Source organism: Paenibacillus cisolokensis, from assembly GCF_018403665.1.
Taxonomy (GTDB): Bacteria; Bacillota; Bacilli; order Paenibacillales; family Paenibacillaceae; genus Paenibacillus_AH; species Paenibacillus_AH cisolokensis.
This window is the reverse complement of sequence record NZ_BOVJ01000004.1, coordinates 15,633-41,458: the sequence shown is the minus strand read 5'-3', so window position 1 is coordinate 41,458 and position 25,826 is coordinate 15,633. Positions and strand designations below refer to the sequence as shown.

The 25,826-nt window shown below is 50.4% G+C and carries 21 protein-coding genes and 4 pseudogenes; all 25 read right to left on the bottom strand.

Annotation, left to right across the window (positions count from 1 at the left end):
* Positions 1-34 precede the first annotated feature (34 nt).
* Complete coding sequence (locus PACILC2_RS00585) at positions 35-1,576, bottom strand: response regulator (protein ID WP_213526778.1); 1,542 nt, start codon at positions 1,574-1,576, stop codon at positions 35-37.
* Positions 1,573-3,366, bottom strand: coding sequence for a cache domain-containing sensor histidine kinase (locus PACILC2_RS00580; protein ID WP_213526776.1), 1,794 nt, complete (start codon positions 3,364-3,366; stop codon positions 1,573-1,575). Before PACILC2_RS00580 ends, PACILC2_RS00585 begins: the two co-directional genes overlap by 4 nt.
* The gene (locus PACILC2_RS00575; RefSeq protein ID WP_213526774.1) at positions 3,350-4,405 is read right to left on the bottom strand and encodes an autoinducer 2 ABC transporter substrate-binding protein; all 1,056 of its coding nucleotides are present in this window, start codon (positions 4,403-4,405) and stop codon (positions 3,350-3,352) included. Before PACILC2_RS00575 ends, PACILC2_RS00580 begins: the two co-directional genes overlap by 17 nt.
* A gap of 270 nt (positions 4,406-4,675) precedes the next feature.
* Positions 4,676-5,674: an ABC transporter ATP-binding protein gene (locus tag PACILC2_RS26070; protein ID WP_244863125.1), complete on the bottom strand. Its 999-nt coding sequence runs from the start codon at positions 5,672-5,674 to the stop codon at positions 4,676-4,678.
* Positions 5,653-6,195: an ABC transporter transmembrane domain-containing protein gene (locus tag PACILC2_RS26065; RefSeq protein ID WP_244863124.1), complete on the bottom strand. Its 543-nt coding sequence runs from the start codon at positions 6,193-6,195 to the stop codon at positions 5,653-5,655. The genes PACILC2_RS26070 and PACILC2_RS26065 overlap by 22 nt, the downstream gene beginning before the upstream one ends.
* Positions 6,196-6,755: 560 nt before the next feature.
* Positions 6,756-7,607: a DUF8832 domain-containing protein gene (locus PACILC2_RS00565; protein WP_244863123.1), complete on the bottom strand. Its 852-nt coding sequence runs from the start codon at positions 7,605-7,607 to the stop codon at positions 6,756-6,758.
* A 17-nt stretch (positions 7,608-7,624) separates the two neighbouring features.
* Positions 7,625-9,829, bottom strand: a complete 2,205-nt coding sequence (locus tag PACILC2_RS00560; protein WP_280515243.1) for a heavy metal translocating P-type ATPase — start codon at positions 9,827-9,829, stop codon at positions 7,625-7,627.
* Between the two features lie 25 nt (positions 9,830-9,854).
* Positions 9,855-10,661 carry a DUF8832 domain-containing protein gene (locus PACILC2_RS00555; protein ID WP_213526773.1) on the bottom strand — a complete coding sequence of 269 codons (807 nt, stop codon included), beginning with the start codon at positions 10,659-10,661 and terminating at the stop codon, positions 9,855-9,857.
* On the bottom strand, positions 10,654-11,886 hold the full coding sequence (locus PACILC2_RS26060) for an ABC transporter permease (RefSeq protein ID WP_244863122.1): 1,233 nt from the start codon (positions 11,884-11,886) through the stop codon (positions 10,654-10,656). The genes PACILC2_RS00555 and PACILC2_RS26060 overlap by 8 nt, the downstream gene beginning before the upstream one ends.
* Positions 11,877-12,611, bottom strand: coding sequence for an ABC transporter permease (locus PACILC2_RS26055; protein ID WP_244863121.1), 735 nt, complete (start codon positions 12,609-12,611; stop codon positions 11,877-11,879). The genes PACILC2_RS26060 and PACILC2_RS26055 overlap by 10 nt, the downstream gene beginning before the upstream one ends.
* On the bottom strand, positions 12,611-13,138 hold the full coding sequence (locus PACILC2_RS26050; RefSeq protein ID WP_244863120.1) for an ABC transporter permease: 528 nt from the start codon (positions 13,136-13,138) through the stop codon (positions 12,611-12,613). Before PACILC2_RS26050 ends, PACILC2_RS26055 begins: the two co-directional genes overlap by 1 nt.
* Complete coding sequence (locus PACILC2_RS00545) at positions 13,135-13,827, bottom strand: ABC transporter ATP-binding protein (RefSeq protein WP_213526771.1); 693 nt, start codon at positions 13,825-13,827, stop codon at positions 13,135-13,137. Before PACILC2_RS00545 ends, PACILC2_RS26050 begins: the two co-directional genes overlap by 4 nt.
* Before the next feature lie 188 nt (positions 13,828-14,015).
* Positions 14,016-14,662: pseudogene (locus tag PACILC2_RS00540) on the bottom strand (response regulator transcription factor).
* A gap of 87 nt (positions 14,663-14,749) precedes the next feature.
* On the bottom strand, positions 14,750-15,631 hold the full coding sequence (locus PACILC2_RS26045) for a sensor histidine kinase (protein ID WP_244863119.1): 882 nt from the start codon (positions 15,629-15,631) through the stop codon (positions 14,750-14,752).
* A gap of 71 nt (positions 15,632-15,702) precedes the next feature.
* On the bottom strand, positions 15,703-17,208 hold the full coding sequence (locus PACILC2_RS26040; RefSeq protein ID WP_244863118.1) for a PAS domain S-box protein: 1,506 nt from the start codon (positions 17,206-17,208) through the stop codon (positions 15,703-15,705).
* A gap of 224 nt (positions 17,209-17,432) precedes the next feature.
* Positions 17,433-18,281: a sugar phosphate isomerase/epimerase family protein gene (locus tag PACILC2_RS00530; RefSeq protein WP_062492872.1), complete on the bottom strand. Its 849-nt coding sequence runs from the start codon at positions 18,279-18,281 to the stop codon at positions 17,433-17,435.
* Positions 18,282-18,286: 5 nt separating this feature from the next.
* The gene (locus tag PACILC2_RS00525; RefSeq protein ID WP_213526769.1) at positions 18,287-18,925 is read right to left on the bottom strand and encodes an NAD(P)H oxidoreductase; all 639 of its coding nucleotides are present in this window, start codon (positions 18,923-18,925) and stop codon (positions 18,287-18,289) included.
* A gap of 66 nt (positions 18,926-18,991) precedes the next feature.
* Complete coding sequence (locus tag PACILC2_RS00520) at positions 18,992-19,972, bottom strand: LLM class oxidoreductase (RefSeq protein ID WP_213526767.1); 981 nt, start codon at positions 19,970-19,972, stop codon at positions 18,992-18,994.
* A gap of 132 nt (positions 19,973-20,104) precedes the next feature.
* Positions 20,105-20,379: pseudogene (locus PACILC2_RS00515) on the bottom strand (ArsR/SmtB family transcription factor).
* Positions 20,380-20,568: 189 nt separating this feature from the next.
* Positions 20,569-21,015 (bottom strand): Fur family transcriptional regulator, encoded by a 447-nt coding sequence (locus PACILC2_RS00510; RefSeq protein WP_213526783.1) that lies wholly within the window; start codon positions 21,013-21,015, stop codon positions 20,569-20,571.
* A gap of 141 nt (positions 21,016-21,156) precedes the next feature.
* Positions 21,157-22,373, bottom strand: a pseudogene (locus PACILC2_RS00505) (GTP-binding protein).
* Between the two features lie 149 nt (positions 22,374-22,522).
* Positions 22,523-23,220, bottom strand: a pseudogene (locus PACILC2_RS00500) (DNA alkylation repair protein).
* Positions 23,221-23,541: 321 nt separating this feature from the next.
* Complete coding sequence (locus PACILC2_RS00495; protein WP_213526765.1) at positions 23,542-24,375, bottom strand: MetQ/NlpA family ABC transporter substrate-binding protein; 834 nt, start codon at positions 24,373-24,375, stop codon at positions 23,542-23,544.
* 8 nt (positions 24,376-24,383) lie between these two features.
* Positions 24,384-25,046 (bottom strand): methionine ABC transporter permease, encoded by a 663-nt coding sequence (locus PACILC2_RS00490; protein WP_213526763.1) that lies wholly within the window; start codon positions 25,044-25,046, stop codon positions 24,384-24,386.
* On the bottom strand, positions 25,039-25,806 hold the full coding sequence (locus PACILC2_RS00485; RefSeq protein ID WP_213526761.1) for a methionine ABC transporter ATP-binding protein: 768 nt from the start codon (positions 25,804-25,806) through the stop codon (positions 25,039-25,041). Before PACILC2_RS00485 ends, PACILC2_RS00490 begins: the two co-directional genes overlap by 8 nt.
* Positions 25,807-25,826: the final 20 nt, after the last annotated feature.

The following is a 25,826-nucleotide window of genomic DNA, read 5'->3' as shown; positions in this document are numbered from 1 at the left end:
TGTTCGAAAAAATAACCCGCGGGCGCTTCGCGGGTTATTCGTACAATTCTTTGTAGCGGGACGGCAGCACGCCGAAATATTTGCGAAACTGCCGGCTGAAATATTTGACGTCTTTATAACCGACCTCGGCGGCAATTTCATGCATTTTGAGTTCGGAACGGATCAACAAGGCGGCTGCGGCTTTCATCCGTTGCCGGGTCAAATAGTCATGAACGGTTTCCCCGGTCTGAAGCTTGAATTGCTCGCAGAAATAAGTCGGATTCATCGGAATTTGCTCCGCGATCGATTGGATCGTGAGCGGCTCGGTCAGATGAGCCTGTATCCACGCCTTGGCCTTGTTAACGGGCATTCTCTCCGATTGTTCCCGTTTCCGGCGGATGAACGCCGACGCCTGCAGCGCCAAATTCAGCAGCCGCTTCCGCAGCTCCGCGAAACTGGACGTATGGTCGTGCAGATCGTTCAACTCGGCCAGCATCCACGCTCTTGCCTTCTTATGATCGCTTTCCGACAGCACGCTCATCATTTGCAAAATGAAATATTGCACGGCCTGTTCCAGCGCGCCCGGTTCACGCCATTGGGCCAAATCATCCAAACATCGCTGGAGCAGCTTCACCGTCTCGGCCTCCTCGTCATGAACGATGGCGACGCGCAGCCTTTCCCCGAATTGCTGCAGCCTGGCGGAGCTTTCGGATGACGGAGACATCAGCATCTCTTCTTTCGAGTAGACGCGGTTGCCGCCGAAGATCAATCGCAGAAATAATTGGCCGAGCACTTCGTCGCGATAATCCGGCAGCGACGTCACATCGGCAAACTCCGATCCGACGGAAACCGTCACCGTTAATTTCAGATAGCGGTTGACGGAGGCGCGAACGGCATCCGCAAGCCGCTCCGCCTCCTCGATCCCTTGGAGCAGCATCCACGTATGTCCGTGGCTTTCCTGCCACACCCATCCTCTTCCGCCCTGACCGCCGCCATCGTCCTGATGAACCCATTCTTCCACAATATTCAGCACGGCATAGTAGAGCAAGTTCCAGTAACGTTCCGTATACCTTTTCATCCGTTGGGGAGGTTCGTCGAACGAGAGGCAGCAAAGACGGAATGTTCCCCCTTCCTTCAGCCACGGAGCCGCCGATTTTTCCATTCCCGCCATGCAGCGCTTGAAATAGTCAATCTGTTCCGCATACCGCTTTTTTTGCAATTTTCGTTGGATCTCCTGGAGCTGCGCGCGAAACAACTGACGGTCGACCGGTTTGAGAATGTAATCGATTACGCCTTGTTTCAGCGCGGTCCGCACGTAAGCGAAATCATCGTAACCGCTGATCACCAGCGGCACAATGTCCTGATGCGCTTTCAATTCCTGGATAAGCTTCAACCCGTCCATCTCCGGCATTTTCACATCCGTAATGAGCAGATCGATGCGCTGCACCGTCGACTTGATATAATTCAGCGCCTCCACCCCGTTGGCAAACGTATTCAAGACGTTCCACTCCGGGCTCGATTGCTCGACCATTCTGGCGATTCCTCTTCTGATCTTCGGTTCATCGTCCACGATAATGACATGCAGCCGTTCCTTCATGGCAATCTCTCACTTCTCCTTAACGCCGGAATGATGACTGTCGTAACCGTTCCTTCGCCTTCCTCGCCATCGATCCGCACACCGTACGGCTCGCCGAATTTGAGCAATATTCGGGAATGGACATTGGCCAGTCCTACGCCCGAATCCCTTGTCATGGCGGGAATTTCCCGCAGCGTCTGCCGCACCTGCTCGAGCCGGTCCGCGTCCATGCCGACCCCATTGTCGCGAATGACAAATCGGATCGCGTCCGTATTGTCCCTGTAATCCTTGACGTATTCGATCGTCAAGTCGATCTTCAATTGTTGGCGGTTCTCCAGACCGTATTTGATCGAATTTTCCACGATCGGCTGCAAAATGAACTTCGGTGTCATATACGCGTCCATATCGATCGATTGATGGATGGCATAATCGAGCGCCTCTTCGAACCGGTGGACCTGGATGCGCAGGAAGTCCTCCGTATGCTGCACTTCCTTCATTATGGGAACGATCGATTGATTGTCGCTCAAGGAATATCGCAGCATTCTGCCGAGCAGCGTGACCATTTCGACCACTTTCTCCTTCTCGTCCTCTTCGACGGACATGGCGATCGTTTCCAACGTGTTATACATAAAATGCGGATTGATCTGAAACTGCAAAGCGTACAGTTCCGCTTCCTTCTGCTTGATTTCGATCTGATAGTTTTCGCGAATCAGATCGCGGATCTCTCTCACCATCTGATTGAAACGGCGAGCAAGCATCCCCACTTCGTCGCGGGAGCGGATTTGCAGATCCACATCGAAATTGCCCCTCTCCACATCTTTCATCAGCAGGCTTAATTGATTGATCGGGCGCGTAAAATTCCAGGTAAGGAAAATCGAGATGGCGCCTGTTACGATGATCATGATGACAAAGACGACAAAGACCATATTCCGCACCTGACTCGCTTCGCCGGTCAATTCTTCGACCGCGATCCGATGCGTCAGCATCCACCCCGTCAATCTGGACTGGCTGACACTGTACAGCTCGCCGCCGGCGGCGGTGCGCTTTTCAAAGCTGCCGTTCTTCAGCGGAAAATTCGCGATTTCCGCGAACCGGCGGCCGATCCGTTCCGGGTCCGGATGATAGATGATTTGCCCGTTTTCGTCCATTATCCACAGTTCGGTCGAATCTCCTTCGATCAATTCGTCCAAAGCGTCCTTTAAAAATTGCAAATCGACGGCGATATAGATCGTACCCAGCGTCGTGCGGTTGTCCGAATCATAGATGGACTTTGCGAACAGCAGGTAAGGAATGTCGCCTTCGAACGTCAAAGGCGCCGATTTCGGAAGCAGGATGCGCACTTCTCTCTCCGCTTCCGCCGCTTGGTCGAACGGAAACGAGGCCAATTCGTCGAAATGCTCGTAGGGAACGCGCGCCGACTGAAATATCCGGTTCTTGGAAGCGATGAACACGCCCAGCAATCCCTTGTAATTGCCGGACAAGTAATACCGCGTCAAATTGCTTTCGATCGTAAACCGGTCTTTCAGCATTTCGGATTGGGATTGATACGAACCTTTTCTCAGGATGCCGATCATTTCCCGGGAGTTGTGAATCAGCTCCGGCAAATTTTGCAGCTCTTCCAGCTGGCGGTCGATATTTTGATTGGACTGTCTTAGCAGCTTCGGGATATAGGTGCCGACCTGGGTTTCGACGGATCTCTCGTATTCGATATAGGAAATGTAACCGAGAATGCCGATGGGGATGACCGTGAGCAGCAGGTAGGCAATCATTAATTTGGACGTAAACCGGTATTTTTTAAAAATCATACTCATTCACATTTTCCTTCGTAAAGTCCAAAGGCTCTCCCATAATGACCACGTCGCCCCTGACGCGTATATTTCCGACATTCGGAATTTCCTGCCCGTCGAAAGGCATTTGTCCGTCCAGCAATTGCTTGGCCAGATATACCGTCAAATACCCCAGCTTCTGAGGACTCCATAACGTCGTGACGGGCGCGATCCCGGCCTCGATATAAGGCTTCATCAACGCCGGACTGGAGACGCCGACCACAATCGTTTCATTCGCTCTGCCCGTATCCATAATCGCTTTGGCAGCGGCTGGCGAACTGATCGTGGCGACGCCGATAATCCCGCCCAGATCGGGATAACGCTCGAGCAGATCGAGCGCCAATTCGTAAGCTCGCTCTGGATCCTCGTCATTGGCCACCAGGTCGACGAATTGCATATGAGGGTAATACTCCTGCTGCTGAACTTTAATCCATTTGATCCATTCGTTTAAATTCATGGCGGTCAACGACCCGGTCATAATCGCGAACGAGCCCCTTTCCTTTTGATGCAAGGCCAGCGAATTCATAATATGGCGTCCCAATGTCTCCGCGTCGACCTGGTTGACGAAGAAAGTCCGCGCTTCCGGAATCGTGTCCGAGTCCCAGGTAAGCACTCTGATCCCATGCTGCTGCGCTTTCCGCATAACGTCCGAGAGCGCTGCCGGATCGTTGGCCGCTATGGCGATTGCATCCACGTTCTGTTCGATCAATTGCTCCACCACTTCAATTTGATGCTCGGCGTCCGCGATTCGCGGCCCCGTATAAATCACTTCGATATCGAGCGCCTTGCCGGCTTCAAGCGCCCCCTGTTTCGCCACATCGAAATACGCGATACCGTCGATCTTCGGCACCAGGGCGATTCTGTACTTTTGATCCAGCTTGTTCCCTGCCGTCTCGCGGATCGCGTTGTGCTCGGCCGGGGGATCGTAATAGATCACTTTATAGGATTCGCCATTTTTGCAAGCGCTTACGAAAATAATTAGAATCAAAAGGACCGCGAAGCTTGCCGTTCTGCAGGTGTTCATTTCATCTCATCTCCCCCTCGATGTGTGCCGTTATGAAATCAAGTCGAATAATAGTGAATATTACTAGAAATGTTTCTTCCAATCAAGAAAGCCTATTCATTAAAAACCAAGCGATGCCCGGTTCTATCCCCATTATATAAAACGATCCCCCGGGAAATTCCCGCGGGAAGAGGATCGTCTGTCTCGAAACTCCGACTTTATCGGCTTATGAAGCTACGAATTCAACCGGATTTTGTTTGGCATACAACTCTTTGTAATAACCGTTTAATTTCAGCAAGCTCTTATGGTTGCCGCATTCGATGATCCTCCCGTTTTTGACGACAAAATCGTATCGGCATGAAGCACCGTCGAAAGCCGGTGGGCAATCATAATGACCGTTTTATCACGATCAATTTGTCGGATCGATTCTTGAACGAGCTTTTCACTTTCGTTATCAAGTGCGCTCGTTGCTTCATCCAATAGGATAAGTGCCGGATCTTTTAAAAAGACACGGGCAAGGGCAATCCGCTGCTTCTGGCCCCCGGACAGTTTGACTCCTCGTTCACCGACTTCCGTATCATAACCGTTTGGCAACGCACAAATAAAATCATGCGCGAAAGCTTTCTTCGCTGCGGCAATCACTTCGTCATCCGTCGCGTCAAGCTTAGCCATTCTTATATTGTCTCGCACCGAAGAGCTGAATAAAAAGTTATCCTGCGTGACGATCCCCATTTTGTCCCTGAGACTGGATAGGGAATAGTCTTTTATGTTGACGCCGTCGATTATAATTTCACCGCGATCCGCATCATACATCCGGGTCAATAGCTGCAATATCGTACTTTTGCCGCCGCCGCTCCCGCCGACAAACGCATAGGTTTTCCCTTTTTTGAGCGTGAAAGATAAATCCTTGACCACTTCATCGCGGTTATCGTAAGAAAAAGAAACGCCGGAGAACCGGATGGAGTCTTGAAACTCTTTTAATTCTATGGGCCGATCGATTTCTTTAATGGTTGTCGGCGTGTTTAAAAATTCAAACAATCTTTGCAGAGCCACGCTTCCTTCCGTGATCGCCGGAAAAGCTTGAACTAAAGCCGCAACGGGACTTCTCATCCTATCCACATAAGCAAAGAAGGCAATCAGGCTTCCAAGGGTCAGACTGCCGTCGATGACGTACAGACTGCCGGCTAACACTACAATAAAAGGCGTCACGTCGCTGAGAACGTTGACGGAGGCTAACGAAATGGCATTGTTTCCAGCTTGCTTATCCGTTAAACGTTCATATCGATCCAAGTGTCGATCAAGCTCTTCTTGATCCCGAATTTCTGCCGAAAACAGTTTGGACCAAAAAGCTCCTTGTATTTTTCCAAAATGAATCCGCTTAGAACAGAACGGTAATTCATCATTTGGCGCGTAGTCGTTTTTAACTTCTTGGAAAGAATGTGAGCCAGCACAAATTGAATGCTGACAAGCAGCACGGAAAGCAACGCTAAATTCACATTTAAGGTAAGCATCACACTAACGACGAACAACAGAACAATCATTTCGATCCAGATATTGGAGAAAACGGCGGTCATGAAGCCTCTAATTTTCTCGATATCATCGAAGAAGCGTATTCCGATTTCCCCGCTTTTGTTATCCGCCAAATATTTCGCATCAAGTGAATGAATTTTGCTGAAGGCATCTTTACGGAGCGCTTTAATAATATTGTTGTTTGCCTTATGCATGAAAAACTGTCTCACATATTCCATCGGCGCCCGGATCAGGAAAAATACAACGAGTATAACAATGGCAATAAACAGCAATTGTTCCATTTTTCCGAACGGGAAAATGCTTCGTTCTGAAGCAAATCGTCGAACAGGTATTTAATCGCCAAAGGAACGGAGAGCGGGATAAGAAATCGAAATAAACTGCCGACAAATCCGACTATATATCGTTTCTTTTCTTTATTCACATAGGGTAAAAATTGTCTGTATACGTCCAAATGAAAACCCCCTTTTACGCGATCTTTCCAGATTTACTTGCAAAACCTTCGCTTTGCAATATCCCATAAACAAACCACGAAAGCGACCGCCATTCCTATTAGGAAAACTGCCGAAAAAATCCCGACGATTCGTTTCGGTCTGTCGCTTCCTATTATTTCTAAACAAATAGTAACACCAAAACATATAAGCATTCCGATCTGGCTGACGAAAACGATCCAGTCAAACATCCGATGCCGACTCATATTTATCCTCCTCGTTAACACGGTATTGGGTCTATCAACATCTTAACGTGCGAAGAGGCGCTGCAACGCGCAAACAATGAACGCGGCCCCGCAAAAGATTGCGGTCCGCGCGCAAATCATGACGAATCGATGATCGGGATTATTTATTTATTCCACCTCGACGACAAAAGGCACCGTAATCAATTTGCCGTCCCGTTGAAATTGTGCCCAAATTTTATAAATGCCTTTGTTTGGGAAGTTGGTAACAAACCGGGCCTCCGGCCCCTTTGCTTTCTCATCAACCGGATGGACATGCAGGTAATCCTCGGTGTCTTCGCTTAGGATGACCACGTGGCCTACAGCACCCAAATATGGCTCCAAATCGGTTACGGGTTCTTTCGTATTCGCATCTTCAAGTAGAAAATTCAACTCAAAATCCTGGCCGGCCCTCGGGTGGTCGTTCTGCAGCGTTACCTGCAAACCGTCTACGATTTTCGAATGATGGCGATCGGGTTGAAGCGGAACAGCATCTACGGAAGTCCCCTCCACCTTTATCCATTCCGTTTGGGTCGTTGTGCTCCCTCCGGCCGGGACGTAATCGGCTATCAGCTTATACTCCCCGCCGGCAGGGAAAGAGGTCGTGATCTCAAAGTCACCGCCGCCCTTATACTCGGGATGAATATGATCGAAGTAGGACAAATCTTTGCTGACCACGATCAGATGCAGCAGCTTCTCATGGTTGATGTCGAAATTCTCCACCGGTTTTCCTTCTTCATCCTGTATGTGAATCCGAAGCGTTGCATTTTCACCAGCCTTGGCATTCTCCGCAGACCAAACTGCATCGGTAGTCATCGAGACCGCGCTGCCGCGGTCGTTGCCATGGCCGTGCGCCTCTTGCTGTTTCCCTGCCGTCTCCTGATCGGCCTTCGGAACGTTCTCCTGTTTGCCGAAACCATAACCGGCAAAGAACGACATGCCGGCAAGCAATAATACCAGTACGAATTGCATTCTTCCATTCATCCCGATGTCTCCGTCCTTCACTGTTTTTCCGCGTCCTGTAATCGAAGGGCATTGAGCATAACGGAAACCGAGCTCAGCGCCATAGCCCCTCCGGCCAGCCATGGCGCAAGATAGCCGAAAGCCGCTATCGGTATTCCGATCACATTGTACGCAAGCGCCCAGAATAGATTTTGCTTGATATTGACCATCGTTTTCTTGCTCATCAAAATCGCGTCCGGGATACTGTTCAAGTCTCCGCGCATTAACGTCACGTCCGCAGCTTCCATGGCCACGTCCGTTCCCGTTCCGATCGCCATTCCGATATCCGCCGCGGCCAACGCGGGAGCGTCGTTAATCCCGTCTCCAACCATAGCCACTATCTTGCCGGACGCTTGCAGTTTCTTCACTTCGTTCGCTTTGCCGTCCGGAAGCACCTCAGCCAGCACATGATCAATACCGACTTGACTTGCAATCGCCTTGGCCGCACGCTCATGATCACCGGTGATCATCACGACTTCGAGGCCAAGCTGTTTCATGCGGTCAACGGCTTGCTTGGATGTTTCCTTGACGGTATCCGCTACCGCCGCCAATCCGGCATACCGGCCATCAACGGCAATAAGCATTACGGTTTTACCTTGGGATTCCAAACTGATCATTTCATCAAGCGCGTTTTCCACCTTCACGTCGTGTTGCTCCATCAGCTTCCTAGTCCCGATCATGACGGCCTTACCATTCACGACAGCCATAACCCCGTAACCCGGGATGGCTTGAAACGATTCGGCCTGCGGCATAGCGATCCCTTTATTGCGAATGCCCGCTACAATGGCCTCTGCGAGCGGGTGCTCGGAGTTTTTCTCCGCCGCACCGACCCAGGAGAGCAGCTGCGTTTCATCGAATTGTCCCTCGACCCGAATATCGGTCAATTCCGGCTTGCCCTTGGTGACCGTACCGGTCTTGTCCAATACGACCGTTGTGACTCGACGGGTATTCTCCAGATGTTCTCCGCCTTTGAACAGAATACCGAGTTCCGCCGACCGGCCGGAGCCGGCCATAATCGATGCAGGTGTCGCAAGTCCCAATGCGCAAGGGCAGGCAATGACGAGAACGGCGATCGCTTTCTCCAGAGCCTCGGCGAGATTCCCGCGCTCCACGATGAAGTACCATCCAAGAAAGGTGAGGACGGCAATTGCAATGACGATCGGCACGAATATGCCCGAAATCACATCCGCTATCCGCTGAATCGGCGCCTTGGAGCCTTGGGCTTCTTCCACTACTTTGATGATTTGGGATAATGCCGTCTCTTTTCCGACTTTGGTTGCTCTTACCTTTAACATGCCGTTTTTGTTCAGCGTCGCCCCGAAGACAGGTCGGCCTGCATGCTTCTCGACCGGTATGCTTTCGCCTGTCAGCATCGATTCATCAACAGCCGATACACCTTCCACAACTATACCGTCTACCGGCACTTTTTCACCGGGTTTAACCAAGCAAATATCCCCTACGGCAACGTCTTCCACCGGTACGCTTATTTCCTCGCCGTCTCGTATGACGGTTGCCGTTTTCGCCTGCAGCCCCATCAGCGATTTGATCGCTTCCGACGAACGGCCTTTGGCCAACATTTCAAGCAGCTTGCCGAGCAGGACGAACGTAATTAACACGGAGCTGGTTTCGTAGTATAGCTCCGAAGGATTGCCATCGATGGTGACATACAGGCTGTAAAAATACGCCGCCGATGTACCCAGCGCCACGAGCACATCCATGTTCGCGCCGCCGCTGCGCAATGCTTTAAACGCCCCGATGTAGAACCTGCTCCCGATCATCAATTGTACAGGGGTGGCCAAGGCAAACTGAAACCAGGGGTCCATGAAACGATCCGGAACCCAAATCCACGACGTGAAGGAAAAGTGACCGACCATAGCCCATAATAGAGGCACGGTCAGCATGACCGATAAAATCAGCATCCATTGCTGGCGGCGGATTTGTTGCCGCCGGTGACCCTCATCGCTTGTGGATTCGGTTCGGAGCTTCGCTTTATACCCCAGCTGTTCAACCTTCTTAATCAAGTCGGCGGTAGTAACCAGGGACGGAACGTATTCTACTCGAGCGGTTTCCATTGCAAAATTGACCGTCGCCTTGACGCCTTCCATCCTGTTCAGCCCTTTTTCGATGCGGGCTGCGCACGCGGCACAGGTCATTCCTGCAATTTGAAGTGTTTCCTGCCGGTTGGATTGGATCAATGGAATCACCTTATTCGCCTTTTATTCGCTCGCATTATGGAACATTCACGACATAGGATACCGTAAACACCTGATTGTCTTTTTGAAATTGTCCCCATATCTTATAAATCCCGCTCTGCGGAAATTCCGTTTCGAAGCAAGCCTCCGGTCCCGTGTCCTGCCCTTCGTCGGCATGAACGTGCACATACCGCTCGCCATCCTCCGACAAGATGACGACATGCCCGATCGCTCCCAAATAGGGTTCAAGGTCCGTAATCGGTTGATTGGTCTTCTCGTCACGGAAGAAAAATTTCAGCGTCACCGCTTGCTTAGCCGCCAATCGGTCAATGGTAAGGGCAACCTTTTTCCCTTCGAAGGTTTTGTCCAGACTCGCATCCGGGACGACCGGTACCGGTTTTGCGCTTTCTCCCTTTATCCGAACCCACTCCATTTTCGTCATGGAATCGCCGCCGGTCGGCTTAAAATCGGCAATCAACCTGTATTCCCCGCCCGCGGGGAAGTCATTTTCAATCTCGAATACGCCGTTTCCTTTGTACTCGGGATGAATGTGATTGAAATAAGACAAATCTTTGCTGATCACCATCAGATGCAGCAGCTTTTCGTGATTGATATCGAAATTTTCAATCCGCTCGCCGTCGTTCTTCTTGATCTCGAGCCGGATTAACGTCCCCTCGCCGGTACCGGACGCTTGCCCGTCGGCAAGCGTCCATACCGTCGTGACGTGGTCTTCCAGAATTCGGTCGCTGACAACCGACACTTCCTCGTTCTCCCACGAAGGTTCAGAGCCGCAGGCCGATAGCAGAACGGACAGAACGAGCATAAGCAGGAGCGGTTTATTCATAACGAAGCACCTCGCTCAAGCGGGTTTTAGCGGCTCTGAATGCCGGCATGAAACTGGAAATCAAGCTGATCAATATACCGAACAAGCCGATGAACAGAATGATGGTCCATGAAACTCCAAATTGATAGGTCAAGGAATGAACCTCCAGAAAAGTTGACGTAATATAGATCAATAAGATTCCAAATATACAGCCGGTAACGGTAGCGGCGAGTCCGATGCCGAAGCCCTCCAATAAAACCATCCGTATCAGTTGGCGGCGCGTAACTCCGACCGCACGCATCATCCCGAGTTCACGAACCCGCTCCATAATATTGATAAGCAGCGTATTCGTAATTCCAATTCCGGAGATCATGATCGATAGAATGACAAGGAAGTTGATGATGCTGAATGCCCCCGTATAGGTCACGCTGATCACCGATACCCAATCTTCCGGTCCGAACATTTCCATGATCCTGCCCCCGAATTGGTTGAAGACTCTCTCTCTCAATTCCAGCGGGGTGGTGTTTTCATCTTTGAGTACCAGAGCATTCCTCTCATATTTGAGCCCAAAGCTGTCTCTAAAGTCGTCTTCACGCATAAAAGCGCCATAACCGCTGTTCTTCATCGAATTGACAACCGCCACTACTTTGAAATTTCGAGTTCCCTGAAGCGTCTCGAGCGAAATGCTCTCCCCGATTTTGCCGCCCCATACGTCGTAAGCGATTTGATCCATGATGAGTTCGTCTTTTTCCAGATTGCTGACCAGTTCGCTGTGCGATTTTCCGGAAACCGCGAACAGCGGGAAACGATCGATCCATTCCTCGCCTACGCCATAAACGGGGAGTTTGCGTTTTTGACCGTGCAGGTTCCAGATGACGGATTGCAAAGGGTAGGTTTGCGCATCGGCCACGCCTTCGATTTTCTTCAACTGTTCCAAATCCGTTTTTTCGATGTGATGGAACTCGATATCCAGGTTTCCGCCGTAAGAGGAATAGATGATTTTTTCGTAAGTTTGTATAAACGCGGAATTCAATGAACTCATCAAAACAATCATCGCAATCCCCAAACAGAGAATAACGGAGGTCATGGCCGTACGGCTTAGATTCCGGTTTAAATTGCGCGTCGCCACTTCCCCGCTAAATCCGAACAGCAGCCGGTAGACCGGCCTTAACAACCAAACGAACATTTTAAACAAATACGGAAAGACCAAAGCGACGCCGATCAATAACGGCAAAATCAGGAGCAAATGCTTGATGAAAATCCGGACAAGATCAGAAGCGCTCCGATCATGCCTTGCCACGGCTTGCGGGAAACCGCCTCGGACCTGATTTCCTTTAATGCCTCGATCACGCTGACTTTGCCTGCTTGGCGGATCGGATACAGAGAGGCAGCGATGGGCACCAGAATGCCGGCAAGTACGGAGACGATCATTCCTTTTGCAAGCACCATGCCGCTTTCGTCATGGACACTGAACAACATAAAGATGATCAATTTCAAAAGAACCGCAAGTCCATATCCGAACAATAACCCTACGGCAGTTCCGATGACGGAAAGCAGGAGCACCTCGAACAGGACAAAAGCCTGTATTTGCCCGGGGGTATATCCGATCGTCTTGAGCGCGGCAAATTCGTTCTTGCGCTCTCTGACGCTCACGTACAGGGAATTGAAAATGATAAAGGCGCTTAAGGCAATCCCAAGAAATCCGGCAATATAGAGTGCGAGAAAGAAGGTATCCACTTCTTTGAAATGCGAATCGAAATCGAGCACGACAGGCTGCATATAGATGTTGCCGTAACGGTTAACCCATTTATCTACCTGCTGCTGCACAATCATGGAATCCGGTATGTTAAGAGACTTGATTTGGATGTTCTCGATCTTTCCGGCTAATCCGAACCAATCCTGTACGACGGACAGGGGAACGGCGACCGACCAAGGGTGGTACTTGGCCATCGACCAACTGGATGGACCCATCAGTTCGGCTGTATACTTGACGATAGCGGATACTTGAATCTTTTGATTCCTTTGTCCGTGTCAAAGGAAATCGTATCGCCCACATCGGTTTTCCAGACTTTTGCCGTTCGATCCGTTATAATTGCGCCGCCCGATGTCAAGCTCCCTTTGATCAGTTTGAAATCCGTAAGCGGTGTGTCCAACTTGCTGTAACCTTTCAGATCGACCCGTTTCTGAATGGAAGATATACCTTCTTCTTCGATATGCAGTTTTGTAGCCTGGTTTAAAACTGCGACAGAAGCCGTGTTTTCGATTTTCTCTACTTCTTGAAGCACATTTTCTGAGAAATAAGCTTCTGTACCGTAAATCGTATAATCCGCCTTGCCAAAGGCTGCTTTAAGATAGAGGGGAAAAGTCTTCTTCGCGGTATCGACAGAGGCGATTACCGCGAACGTGGAACTTACCCCGATCACAATCGATATGACCGTCAGCAACGTTCGTAGCTTTCGGCGCATCAGGTTGCGCCACGCGATCTGCCAAAGATTCAATTCAAGACCCCTCCTTCCGTCCCGTCCTGCACCACTTCGCCGTCCCGGATCATAATGATCCGATCTGCCTGCTCCGCCGCATGCCGATCATGCGTGACCATCACAACGGTGATTCGCTCCTCTTTATTCAATCGGGACAATAGCTGCAGAACGTCCTGGCCGTTTTTCCGATCCAGATTTCCTGTCGGCTCGTCTGCCAGAATGAGCTGCGGTTTCATCGCCAGAGCTCGCGCGATCGCCACGCGCTGCTGCTGACCGCCGCTTAACTGGGACGGAAAGTGGGATTCTTTCCCCTCCAGATGGACAGCCTCCAGCAAGCGTTGTACTTTCGCTTTGATCTCGGATTTGGAAGCCTTATTGGCCGCTAGCGGAAGAGCAACATTCTCCGCCACGGTCATCATCGGCAGCAGTTGATAGTTTTGGAACACGAAGCCAACTTTTGTTCGGCGGAACAAGGTTCTATCCTTCTCGTTAAGTTCATTCAGTCGAACCCCGTCCACGGTAATGCTGCCGGAGGTCGGAAGATCGAGGCCCCCGATTAATTGCAGAAGTGTACTTTTTCCCGAACCGCTGGGCCCCATTATGGCAATGAATTCTCCTTTCCTGATATGAATATCGTTCTGCTTTAAGGCCGCGAAATTACCCGCTTCCAGAGCGAACACTTTCGATACATTTTCAAGTTTGATCATTAGATTGCCGTCCTCCCATTTTGTATGAAATCCAGTACCCTCGTTTCGTATGTGACCATCATAAACCAGGAAGAGACGGGCAAACGCGCAAACGATGCGCGCATTCCCGCAAATATTTGCGGTCTCCGCGCAAAATGGCCTGCTTTGGACAAAGCAAAAGGCCGGTATTGACCGGCCTTGAACATTTGCTAATATAGATCCTCAGTTGGCAGTATCCCCAAGCTTTTTGCTTTTTTAATCACCTCAACCCGCGAACTGACATGCAGCTTCTGGAAAAGTTCAGTCAAGCTGTATTCCAATGAACGCTGGCTGATCATCAATGTTTTGGAAATCTCTTTGTTGCTCTTCCCTTTCGCCAATTCCCGAAGCAGCCTGTCTTCTTCCTGAGTGATCGTTGTTTTCTCGTTGTCGTTGTCCCCTTGCACCACAATCTCTTGACGCCTAAGCTGCTTGAGCAGCTGCATCGGGACAATGGCCTCTTTCCTCGCAGCGCAGCGTATGGCCTGGATCAGTTGTTCCCGCGTGGATGTTTTGGCAATAAAACCGGAAACGCCCGATTCCATAAGCAAATTGAAATGAGGCGCGATTTCAAACCCCGAATAAATCAGGATCACGGCATCGGGAACGTACTCGAGCACTTTGCGCGTCAAATCGGCACCGTTCATATTCGGCATGTATAGATCGAAAAGAATGACGTCAAATTTTTGAGGCGAACCAAGTCCGGCACGCAATACACATCCGTCTCAATCGTCACATTGATGTCCGGCTCGGATTCGATCAGCATTTTCGTTCCCTCTACCACCGACCTGTGATCATCAACCAATAAGACTTCCATATCCCTCACCCTTAGACTGTATTTTGGGAAAATGAATGTTAACGTGAAACCCTTTTTGCGGAGCAGATGTAAATTCCACGTTCCCTTCTAAACTGAGCACTCTTTTTCAATGCCTGCAATGCCCATATGCTGAAATGAACCTTCCAAAGCGGATAAATCGATCCCGATCCCGTCGTCGGAATAGGAAAAATAAATATGATCGTTCCGGCCTGTCAGCGCCATCGTCACCTTGGTTGCTCTGGAGTGCTTGGATGCATTGTTCAATAGCTCCTGTACGATCCGGTATACCCCGAGAATTTGCTCTTCGTTAAGCGAACAATCCAATTGCTCGGCCGAAAATTCAATCTCGTAATTGGCAAACATACGCGTATAGGAAAAAAGACTCTTCAAGGATTCGACCAGCCCCATTTTAAGGAGAAAAGGGGGTCGCAACTCGTTGCAGGTTATACGGATCTGATGGATGGCATCCAGCAGGCCCTCTTCGATTTGGATCAATTCACGCTGCGTTTCCTCGTCAAATGAAGCGGAGGAGCGTAACGATTCCAGCTTGCGATACCAGATGATCAAATCCTGCAGCACCGAATCGTGCAAGTCGCTGGACAGGGAAGACCGTTCCTTCTCCGATAGCTTGAATAGCAGTCTAAGCATCCATTTGGGCGTTTCGTTGTTCTTGACCATGTCTTCCAGTCTCTTCATCAGATCTTCAATCAGGTGAAGATTGTCGTAGAGAATGGTGACATAATGAACGGCCGTTTCCAGCCATTCCTGCTCAATCTTAAGCAAGGAATGATCCATGGCGATCCGCAGGTAGACCGGCTGCTGCTTCTCGCCGATTTTGATCCACATATCATACGGGCTTAAATTGTCCGGTTCCTGTCCCCTCGGCACTTCCTCGATGGACACACTTGTGACTTGCAGTACTTCCCTCACCTCGTTGATTAGCCGATTCTCCAGCTCCGATACTTTCATAACGTTCGCTAGGTCATTAGAGAAACGATTCAAACTTTGCTGGAGAGACTTATATCGTTCTTCGCTTTGGATTAATTCCCTCTCTTCTTTTTCCGTTTTGTAATATCCTTTACAATGCCATGTATGCCATTTAACTCCCCGAAAAGGAAAATGGGAACAAACGTGATGCTTACAATTTTCTCACCCTCCGAATTGATGATTCGGCATTCGATATCCATCGGCTCTCTCCGTTGTTTCACCATATGAAGAGCTTCATATACCGACGCGTGATCCTCGTCAAAGATCAAACCCATAAAACAACGATCGGTCAGCCGGTTTAATCGAATGCCGGTGATCCTTTCAAAAGACCGGTTGGCATTTACAAAATAAAATCGGTTCAATTCGATAGAAAAAACGCCGTCCAAATTGTTTTCGAATAATGATTTATACCTTTGTTCGCTCTCTTCCAACGCCAAATCGGAATGCTTCTTCTCGGTAATATCCAATATGATGCCGTCGATTCGTTCGATCGCGCCCGTATGGTTCAGGTAAGGGTGGACAATCAGCCTGCCCCACCTGGTTTCTCCCTCAACATGGATAAAACGGAACGTTTGGCTGACCGGAACCCCCAGATCGAGCTTCGTTTTTACTTCTCCCATGAGAACCACGTTATCCTCGGGGTGGATATGGTCATGTATACGAATCGGATTAGACATGATTTCCTGCCGGGTCAATCCCGATATTTTTTCGATGCTTTCAGAGCAAAACGTGTAGCGGTTAAAATCTTTGTCGGTCGACCAAACCGCAGCGTTTACATTGTCCAAAATATTTTCCAGAAATTGCTCCGCCTTTTTCCGTTCGGTCACATCCCTGACAACAGCCACAACATACTTTACATTACCATTGCCGTCCAAAACAGGCTTTACCCGGGTTTCCAAGTAAATGGTATGGCCTTGGACATGGTTAAGACGATATTCCACATCTACAGGTATCTTGGTTTGAACGGCTTGTGCATGCAATAAGCGAACGCGATCCCTGTCTTCCGGATGAATGATATCGAATGCATCCATCTTTTCATACTCTTCGACATCGTAACCTGTCATGGACTTGATGGATGGCGATACATAACGAACAATTGCATTGTTATCGACCAGAACGATCGTATCTGTTGTATTTTCGGCGATAATTCGGTATTTTTCTTCGCTTTCGTCCGCCTCCATTTCCGTTTGTTCCTGTCTCACGGCATCCTTCAACAATACCGTATAGGCGATAATGGAATGGTCGTCATTCAGGATAGGCACCAAATGAACATTCACCCGTATACGGGTTCCATCCATGCAATAGCGGATTGAATGGACACCGCTTGCCGTTCCGCCGGAACTCCATTTTATTTTCTGTTCCTCCAGCTCATCGGAAGCATGTTCCGGAATGAACGCTCGATCATGATGGTACAGTTGCTCGCCGGTAAAGCCGAACATGCTTTGAAAGGCTTGATTGACCCACAGAATTCGATTATGATGATCCATCATATATATAGGGTCCGGCATGTTCTGAAGCATTTGGTTAGCGCCTCTGATTACATCCTGGTATTTTTCCATTTTATGTATGCCCCTTGTTTTCATCTGATCGCATCAAAGTTCCTTCAACACACCCAGAACCATTATAAATGAATCCTGTAGCGGATATCGCGCAAAAAATAGGGAACGCCCGCAATTTATGCTGACGTTTTATTTTCCCCGTAAAAAAGCAACCTCGATTCATGGAAAATTGAATCAAGGTTGCCAAGAGATGATTATTCTATTACGTTAGACGCTCGGAAAGATTACGGGAGCAAGCTAAGTTCCGCCCAGTGCGGATGCGCCTCAAGCCGCCGTTCCATGTCGCGGAACGCCTGGAGCGAGCGTCGCAGCTTCGAATAGGCGTCGCCTCCTTCGCTCCAGCCCTGAAAGCCGATCATCCCGTCAAAACCGATCTTTTTCAGCTGTCCGAGCAACGCGAAATTGTCCAGCTCGCCCTCATCCAACGGCTCGATCGTCGCGACGTTGCCGAAGCCGTGCGGACTCGGACGGCTGCCGGACAAGTTCACCTGCTTCAGGTACGGCGACACCTCCCGCAGCACGCCCGCCAGATTGGTCCTGTCAACGGCGTACCAATGGTAGCCGCAGAACACGATGCCGAGATTCGGATGATTCAACCGCCGGCACAGCCGCACCGCATCTTCGTGGCGCTCGATCCAGAAGGACAGATGCGTGTACAGCAAAATGTCGATGTTGCGCCGCTCGCAAATTTTGAGCGCCTGCTCCAGCCACTTGACCGCGATGTCGTCACCCGCCGGGTCCGAAGGACGAAGATGACTGCCGACGGACTGAATCGCCAGTTCGACGGTCGAGCACCCTTCCATCGTCTCCAGCAGCTTCAGAATGCCCTGGTTTCTCGGATGGCTCTCACCCAAAGAGAGGTCCAGCACGACGTATACGCCCGCGACGTCCAGCCCGTATTTCTGCTTGACGCTGCTGAGCTTCGCCGCATCCCGCCACCGCTCTCCGTGCCAGATGGACAGATGCGCGGCATCGTACCCGATCTCTTTCAGCATCTCGCACCGCGCTTCGAAGCTGTATATCCCCATCGAATTGTAAAAGGAAAAATCCATCGCATAGACACGATAAGCCATCGTGATCAGCTCCTCCTTCTCGCCGAATCGGGTCCGCCGTCCACGTCCACGGAATCGCCGTAGGTACGCCCTAACGTATAGGCACGTTGCAACAGATTGTCGTAATGCCGGCCGATTTCGTCCTCGCTTTCCATATCTTCGGCCAGCGTGTTGTACAGAAATGCCACTTCCGATTGGGAAATGCCCGTATACCCGGCCAGACCTACATTCAGATAATGGGAAATCATCGTATCGAAATTTCGTTTTCGCAAGCTTTCTTCCGTCTCTCCGACAAGCGGAATCCACAATACTTTTTTGTGCGGCAGCTTCGTTCCGCCATACGCAAAGCCGTAGTTCCACGTGCGGTCTATATAGCCTTTCGTAATGGCCGGCAACGAATACCACCATAACGGAAAAATAAACGCAAGCCCTTCGTTTCGTTTCAGCCTCGCCATTTCGGCTTGAACGCGCGCGGAATAGCTTTTTTGCGGGTTATCCCAGTCGGGTTCGTCTTTTTCGAAGACGAGCGGATCAAATTCCTCCCCATACAAGTCGGCGATTTCCGCTTCATGGCCGGCATCGGCAAGTCCTTGAACGAAACGTTCGGCAACGGAAAACGTCAGCGAATTTCTTCTCGGATGCGAAACGATCGTCAGCACTTTCATAGGAGCCACTCCCTTAACGGATATTAGCGATCCCAACCGGTTCTGCCGCAACAGCGCCCGCCCTGTTCACGAACGATTTTGCCCGGCTGTCAATGCGGTTCCGCCGGTTAATGCGGGAAAATGGGGTACGACTTCCGCTCCCAATTCTTCGATCACGTCTTCGACAGGACGATGGCCGTACTTGAGGTTGATGATGACATGATTGACGCCCACATTTTGCAGAAACTCAAGAAATTCAATTAATGGTTTGCGCCCGATTTTGAACCCCAAATGAATCGGTACCGGAGCATGATTCGGATCTTCCATCAAATCGATATAGAGCGATTGGCTGAACGGTTTGAATTGATCGGTGAACGTTCGCCAATGTTTGATCAGTTCCGCTTGGAATTTGATATTCCGGGGATAATACATCCAACCGTCGCTGTTTTGGGCAATCCATTCAGGGGACTGCGAGCTGTGGCCGGTTACCAGCACCGGAATATCCGACAGACGCGGTTTGGGCAGCAGATCCCCGTTCGTCAGGTCGACTCGCTGCGATTGGATCGTCGGAAAACCTTCTTTCCACGCTTGTTTCATGACCGATACGGCTTCCTGAAACAAAGCGCCGCGCTCTTCGAAATTGACGGAGAACGCCGGGAATTCGATTGGCCGGTCCCCGGTCGCCACCCCGAGCACGAGCCGTTCGCCGGACAGGCGATCGACGGAAGCTGCCGCTTTCGCTACATGCAAAGGATGACGCAAGGTCAGAATAATGCTTGCGGTCCCCAACGCGATATTTTGGGTATGGGCGGCTATATACCCCAGATAGACCCACGGATCGTAAATTTGGCCTACATCCCCGAAATACGGGTCATGCAGCGGCACATCCCTGACGAACAATGCGGCAAAATTAAGCTCCTCCGCTCTTTTTGCCAGCTTCAATTGCTTTTCTATGTTCATCTCCGGCACGCTGCCTTCGTAGGATTCCAAAGGAAAGAACAAGCCGAGCGTCAACCGATTCTCTTTAAACATGCGCGAATAACCTTTGTGCTTTTCAAACCGACTCATCTTCGTCCCTCCATATCCATATTCATAAATATCTATAATTATCGATATAATAATATAAAATGAAGCATCCTGCAAGGATCAAAAAGCGGCTTACAAACATTTCAAATTACAATTCCGTCGATAACCACTCGGTCATTTTTTGATATTTTCTTCGTCCCTCTTATAATAAGTAAATTGCCCAATGCGTTTTGCTTTTATCAATCCGGCGTTTTGCAGCATGGACAGGTAAAGGGACACGGTCGATTGCGACAATCCCACTTTTTATGGATGTCGCTTACGCAAACGCCGTCTTCGTTAATATCCCCGTGCAGCGGTTTGGGAAAATGAATCTCCGGATTTTTTAACCACTGTATGATTTGCAGCCTTGTTTCATTGGACAAAGCCTTGAATACGTCCAAAAGTTCCATGGCTACCTCCAGATGCCTGAAATTGTATAATTTTGCGTACGCCGACCTAGCGCCGACGATCGAAGTTTTCATTATTCTAACATTGCAGCGCGTACGGTTGCAATTCAATTGTGGCCTGTCAAACCGCATCTATGAAATGACAATCCGGACGCACGGTCCGTGCGTCCGGAGCGGAGACCAAAGTTCGCGTCATTCTGCGGGCGAAGAGATTTGATTTTGACAGTCTTCGCAAACCCCATAAATCTCGAATCGGTGATTTACGATTTTATAATTTCCGGGAAGGTCCATGTTTTGTTCCAAAGGGCAGTAATCGAATGTCAGCGTCTTTTCACAGTTCAGACAGATCAGATGGTGATGGTGATGAGAATGGCAGCTTCCCTTGAATTTCAATCCGCCGTCCATAAAATAAAATTGCTCCAAAACTCCCATTTCGCTTAACATGCGGAGATTGCGATAAACGGTATCGAAACTGACGCTCGGGTACTTCACGCACATTTGATCGTACACGTCTTTCGGGGACAAGTACCCGTCATGATCGGCAAAAATTTGAGCCAACGTTCTCCGCTGATCGGTAATTCTCCATCCGTTTCTGGACATGACCGCAATCATTTCCTGTACTGTACCGGAACCAGACATTCCATTCCCTTTCCTTTCCGAAAATCGGCCTTGATGTGATCGGACCGTTCCCATTGCATCGAGCAACTTGATCGACCCTATTGTATCATTTCCGTTGCGCTGTTGCCATGCTGTCGGAGCCATGGTCCCATGACCGCCCGCTCATGACGGTGAAGCGGCATCGCTGCTGTCTATCGCGGCATTCGGCAAATTGTCCGGGAAAAGCCTCCAGTCCCGCTTCATTTCTTCTTCGGTCAGCAAGCAGGCATCCAGGCTGGAGATGAGACGGGCCCGATCCATGTCGATCCCGATAAATACCAGCTTGTTGATGCGGTCTCCGTATTCGGGGTTCCATTGTTCGGCCAAATCCGGATTTCCCGAAGTATGGCTTCCCGTTCTTCCCGAGGCAAAGCGCCAATCCAATATCCCGAAGGTCCGAATTGGATAGACGGCCCCGCCTGACTGAGGCTTTGAGCCAACTGATTGCGGGTGGCGAGCCAGACGATTCCTTTCGCTCTGACAACCTCGGATGGCCAGTCTTCCATCCATCGCATCAGTCTTCCGGGATGGAACGGCTTGACGCGTTCGTAAACAAAAGAGGAAATGCCGTATTCTTCCGTCTCCGGCGTATGGACCGGCTTTTTCAGCTCCTGGATCCAACCGGCCGATGTGCTTGCTTCTTCAAAGTTGAATAAACCGGTGTTCAAAATATCCGACGGATTTACCCGGCCATGTTCGGTCCGAATGATTTTGGCTCGCGGCTGAAGTTTTCGAAGAACGCTCTCCAGCTTCGCAAGCTCGTCCTCTTCCACCATGTCGCATTTGTTCAGCAGCAGCACGTCGCAAAATTCGATCTGGTCGATCAGCAAATCGACAACCTCGCGGGTGTCATCCTCTCCCACAGCCTGGCTCCGATCGAGCAGCGTCTCTCCGGATGAAAAATCATGCCAGAAGCGATAGGCGTCCACAACCGTGACCATGCAGTCGAGCCGGCAAAATCGGGACAAGTCGATCCCCTGCTCCTCATCGATATAAGTGAAAGTTTGCGCGACAGGAATCGGTTCGCCGATTCCCGTGGACTCGATCAGGATGTAGTCGAAGCGTTGCTCCTTCGCCAATTTCTCCACCTCGCGGAGCAAATCTTCCCGAAGGGTGCAGCAGATGCAGCCGTTGGACATTTCGACCAGCTTTTCGTTTGTCCGGGAAAGTCCTCCCCCATCCTTGATGAGCGAAGCGTCGATATTGACCTCGCTTAAATCGTTGACGATTACCGCCACTTTCAAGCCGTCGCGATTGTTCAACACATGGTTCAGAACCGTTGTTTTACCCGCTCCCAGATATCCGCTTAATACGGTAACCGGTATTTTGTTTTGCGTCATACCATCACCTTTTTAATTGTAATTTTTACGCTTATCGCGCAAGTGTAAAGCCGGGGCTGAAACCCGGCTCGCTTCGCGCTGATTTCGTATTCCTTTCTTAAATGTAATAATTACGTTTAAGCCAATTCTAGCAGGTCATGCTTGTTTCGTCAACCGCTTCGCGATCGGTTTCGCTTCATGCTGCGTATGAGCGTCTTCGTTTCCTCCGTCACCCGATGGGATTCTACAATTTTTTGCAGCGCTTTGTTGTACGTGATATCGTCCAGAGAATGGTTTTGCAGATAGGCCATGGTCGGTTCGGGCAGCTTCACAAAACAGATCGATATCGCCCATGCCACCGCCATTTTCACATAGTAGCCGTCATGCCGGATACGGTCCAGCCATCGCAGCACATCATGAATATATGACTCGTCAATATAATAATTGAGCAGCATGACGACGCCAAAACGGATGTCATATTCCCGGTCCGAAGCCAGATAAGGCTGTAAAAAATGCCATACCCGCTCCTTATGCGAACGGGTGAACTTCAGTCCCGCGCAAAAACTGTCGCATACGGACCAGTTATCGATTTTGGGCACAAATGCGGCAACATAGCGCAAAATTTCTTCGATATCCGCCTTCGCATAGCCGATGACCATGCCCTGCAGCATCACTTCCTCGAAAAATTCATCATCCGCTTGCGCCAGATAGGCGCGCCAATCGCTTCCGGCAATTTCCCGGGCCAGTTTGCGCAGCTGCGGCAAGCGGACGCCCAACACATGATCGACGTTCGGGATCAGCGCAGCCGCGAATTTTGATAGCCGGCATCAGCCAGTTCCTTTAATTGGTCTTTAATCGTTTTCTCCACTGTATACTCCTTACCGTTCGTTATGGCAACCGTTCGATCCTGTAGAATCCTCCCTATATCTCATTCTACAGTCGGGAGCAGAACGAAGCAAAGCCTGATCCGTCCTGCGCCCGCAGCATGGATCAGGCTCCATAGATTCCGCTAGGAAAGTTCGAACCCTTGGAATCGCGATTCCTTTCCGCGCGACTGGCGAAATATTGTGCCATCACGCTGAAATAACGATGGATGTGGCTTTCGAAATGCTCGGAAGTGCTTATCGATTTGACTGATCGTCGCATTCATTCTTATTCCTCCGGCAAGCCAGTTCCCGAACAGGCAACCTTATTTTTGGTAATCGGGTTTGACAAATCCTTCGAACCGGGTTTCGGTCACTTTTTTGAACTCCTCGGATTGATAGGCCTCTACGAGATCTTTTACGAACTGCTTGTCCTTGTCCGCCGTCTTCACCGCTACAAGATTCATGTATTGGTCCGGGGTTTCTTCCAATGCCAGCGCCTCCGTCAATTTAAGCCCGGAAGCCAGAGCGAAGTTTCCGTTAATGAAGGAGTAGTCGGCATCCTCCAAAGACCGCGGCAATTGGGCGGCTTCAATCGGCAGCAGCTCGATGTTTTTAATGTTTTCGGCCACATCCTTTTCGGACACCTGGATCGGATCGATATCATCTTTCAGCTTCAGCCATCCGAATTGCTGCATCATCACCAGCGCTCTGGCCTGATTGGTCGGATCGTTCGGAAGCGCGACTTTCGAGCCCGCCTCGACTTCGTCCAACGATTGATGCTTTTTGGAGTAAATGCCGATGGGGGCTGTTGGCACTTTGATCAAATCGATCAAATCCAGCTTTCGATCCTCCGCAAAGCTTTGCAAATAGATGATATGCTGGAACACATTCGCGTCCAGGGAACCGTCCGCCAAAGCGAGATTCGGCTGAATATAGTCGTTAAATTCGATTATGCTTACTTTGTAGCCTTTCTGCTCCAGAATCGGCTTGATGCCCCATTCGACCTGGTCGCTGTAAGGCCCGGCCGTCGCTCCGATTTTAATTTCTTTCTTTTCGGATCCCGAAGCTTGATTGCTATCGGATGCCGCTCCGCATGCGGAAAGCAAACCCGCATACAGAATGGCTGCCGCAAGTAATGGCCACGTTTTTTCATCCATGTTCACTCCTATCGTTTATCCAGCAACCGAGCCAGGAAATTGCCTGAAAACTGAATGATCTGCACGAATATAATCAACAAAATGACGGTTAGTATCATGACGTCCGTCTGAAAACGGTAATAGCCGAAACGGATCGCCAGATCGCCGATGCCGCCCCCGCCGACAATCCCCGCCATGGCCGAATAAGACAGCAGGCTGATAGTCGTCAGCGTAATGCCGAGCACAATGCCCGAGCGGGCTTCCGCCAACAGCACCTTCCAGGTGATCTGCAGAGGGGTGGCCCCCATGCCCAAGGCAGCTTCGATGACGCCTTTCGGAACTTCGCGCAGCGATTGCTCGACCAGTCTCGCGAAATAGGCCGTCGAGGCGATGGACAACGGCACGGCGGCCGCCACCGGACCGATCGTCGTTCCGACCATCACTCTTGTTAACGGGATCAGCGCGACGAGCAAAATGACAAACGGCAGCGATCGGACCGTATTGACCACATAATTCGTAATCCGGAACAGTACAGGCCGCTCGAAAATTTGACCGCGGCCGGTAAAGTAAAGAAACACGCCCAGCGGAATTCCGAACAGAACCGCGCAGCACATGGAGATGAACAGCATAACCCCCGTCTGCACAATCGCCAGTCCGATTTCCGGCATTAAGGACAGAAGATTGTCAAACATACGCGACTCCTCCTTTCAAAGCCTCGCGCCGGTCTCCGAGCAGCAGCTTGGCGATTTCCGTCGTCGGCTTCTGGCCGGTTCCGCTCAAATCGAGCGTCTCCACGATCGACCCGTGCTCCATGACGGCAATTCGGCCGCAAATGTGCTTGACGACCTCCATATCATGTGAGACGAGCACGATCGTCACGCCGAATCGCTTGTTGATGTCGCGAATAAACTCGAGAATGACGCCGGTCGTCTGGGGATCGAGCGCGGAAGTCGGCTCGTCGCACAATAGCACTTTAGGCTCCGTCGCCAATGCGCGGGCGATGGCGACCCGCTGTTTTTGTCCTCCGCTCAATTGGGCCGGGTAGGCTGACGCCTTGTCTTCCAGACCGACGATTTCCAGACATTGCTTCACCCGCTGCTCCCGGTTTTTTTTGGGCACGCCCGAAATCTCCAAAGGAAACGCAATATTATCTGCGGCCGTCCGGTTTTGAAGCAAATAAAAATGCTGGAAGATCATGCCGATCGACCTTCTGGCGACGCGCAGTTCCTGCGGCGAACATTTCGTCAAATCCCGGCCGTTTACGATGACCGACCCGGTCGTCGGCGCCTCCAGCAGATTCATCATCCTTAATATCGTCGATTTCCCTGCGCCGCTTTGACCGATAATTCCGAATATTTCGCCTTCGGCCACTTCCAATGACGTCGGCGCTACGGCAGAAATCAGGCCGTCCTTGCTCCGGTAGCTTTTGCTTACCTGCTCCAGCACAATCATCGACATCCCCCCTCCCTTGG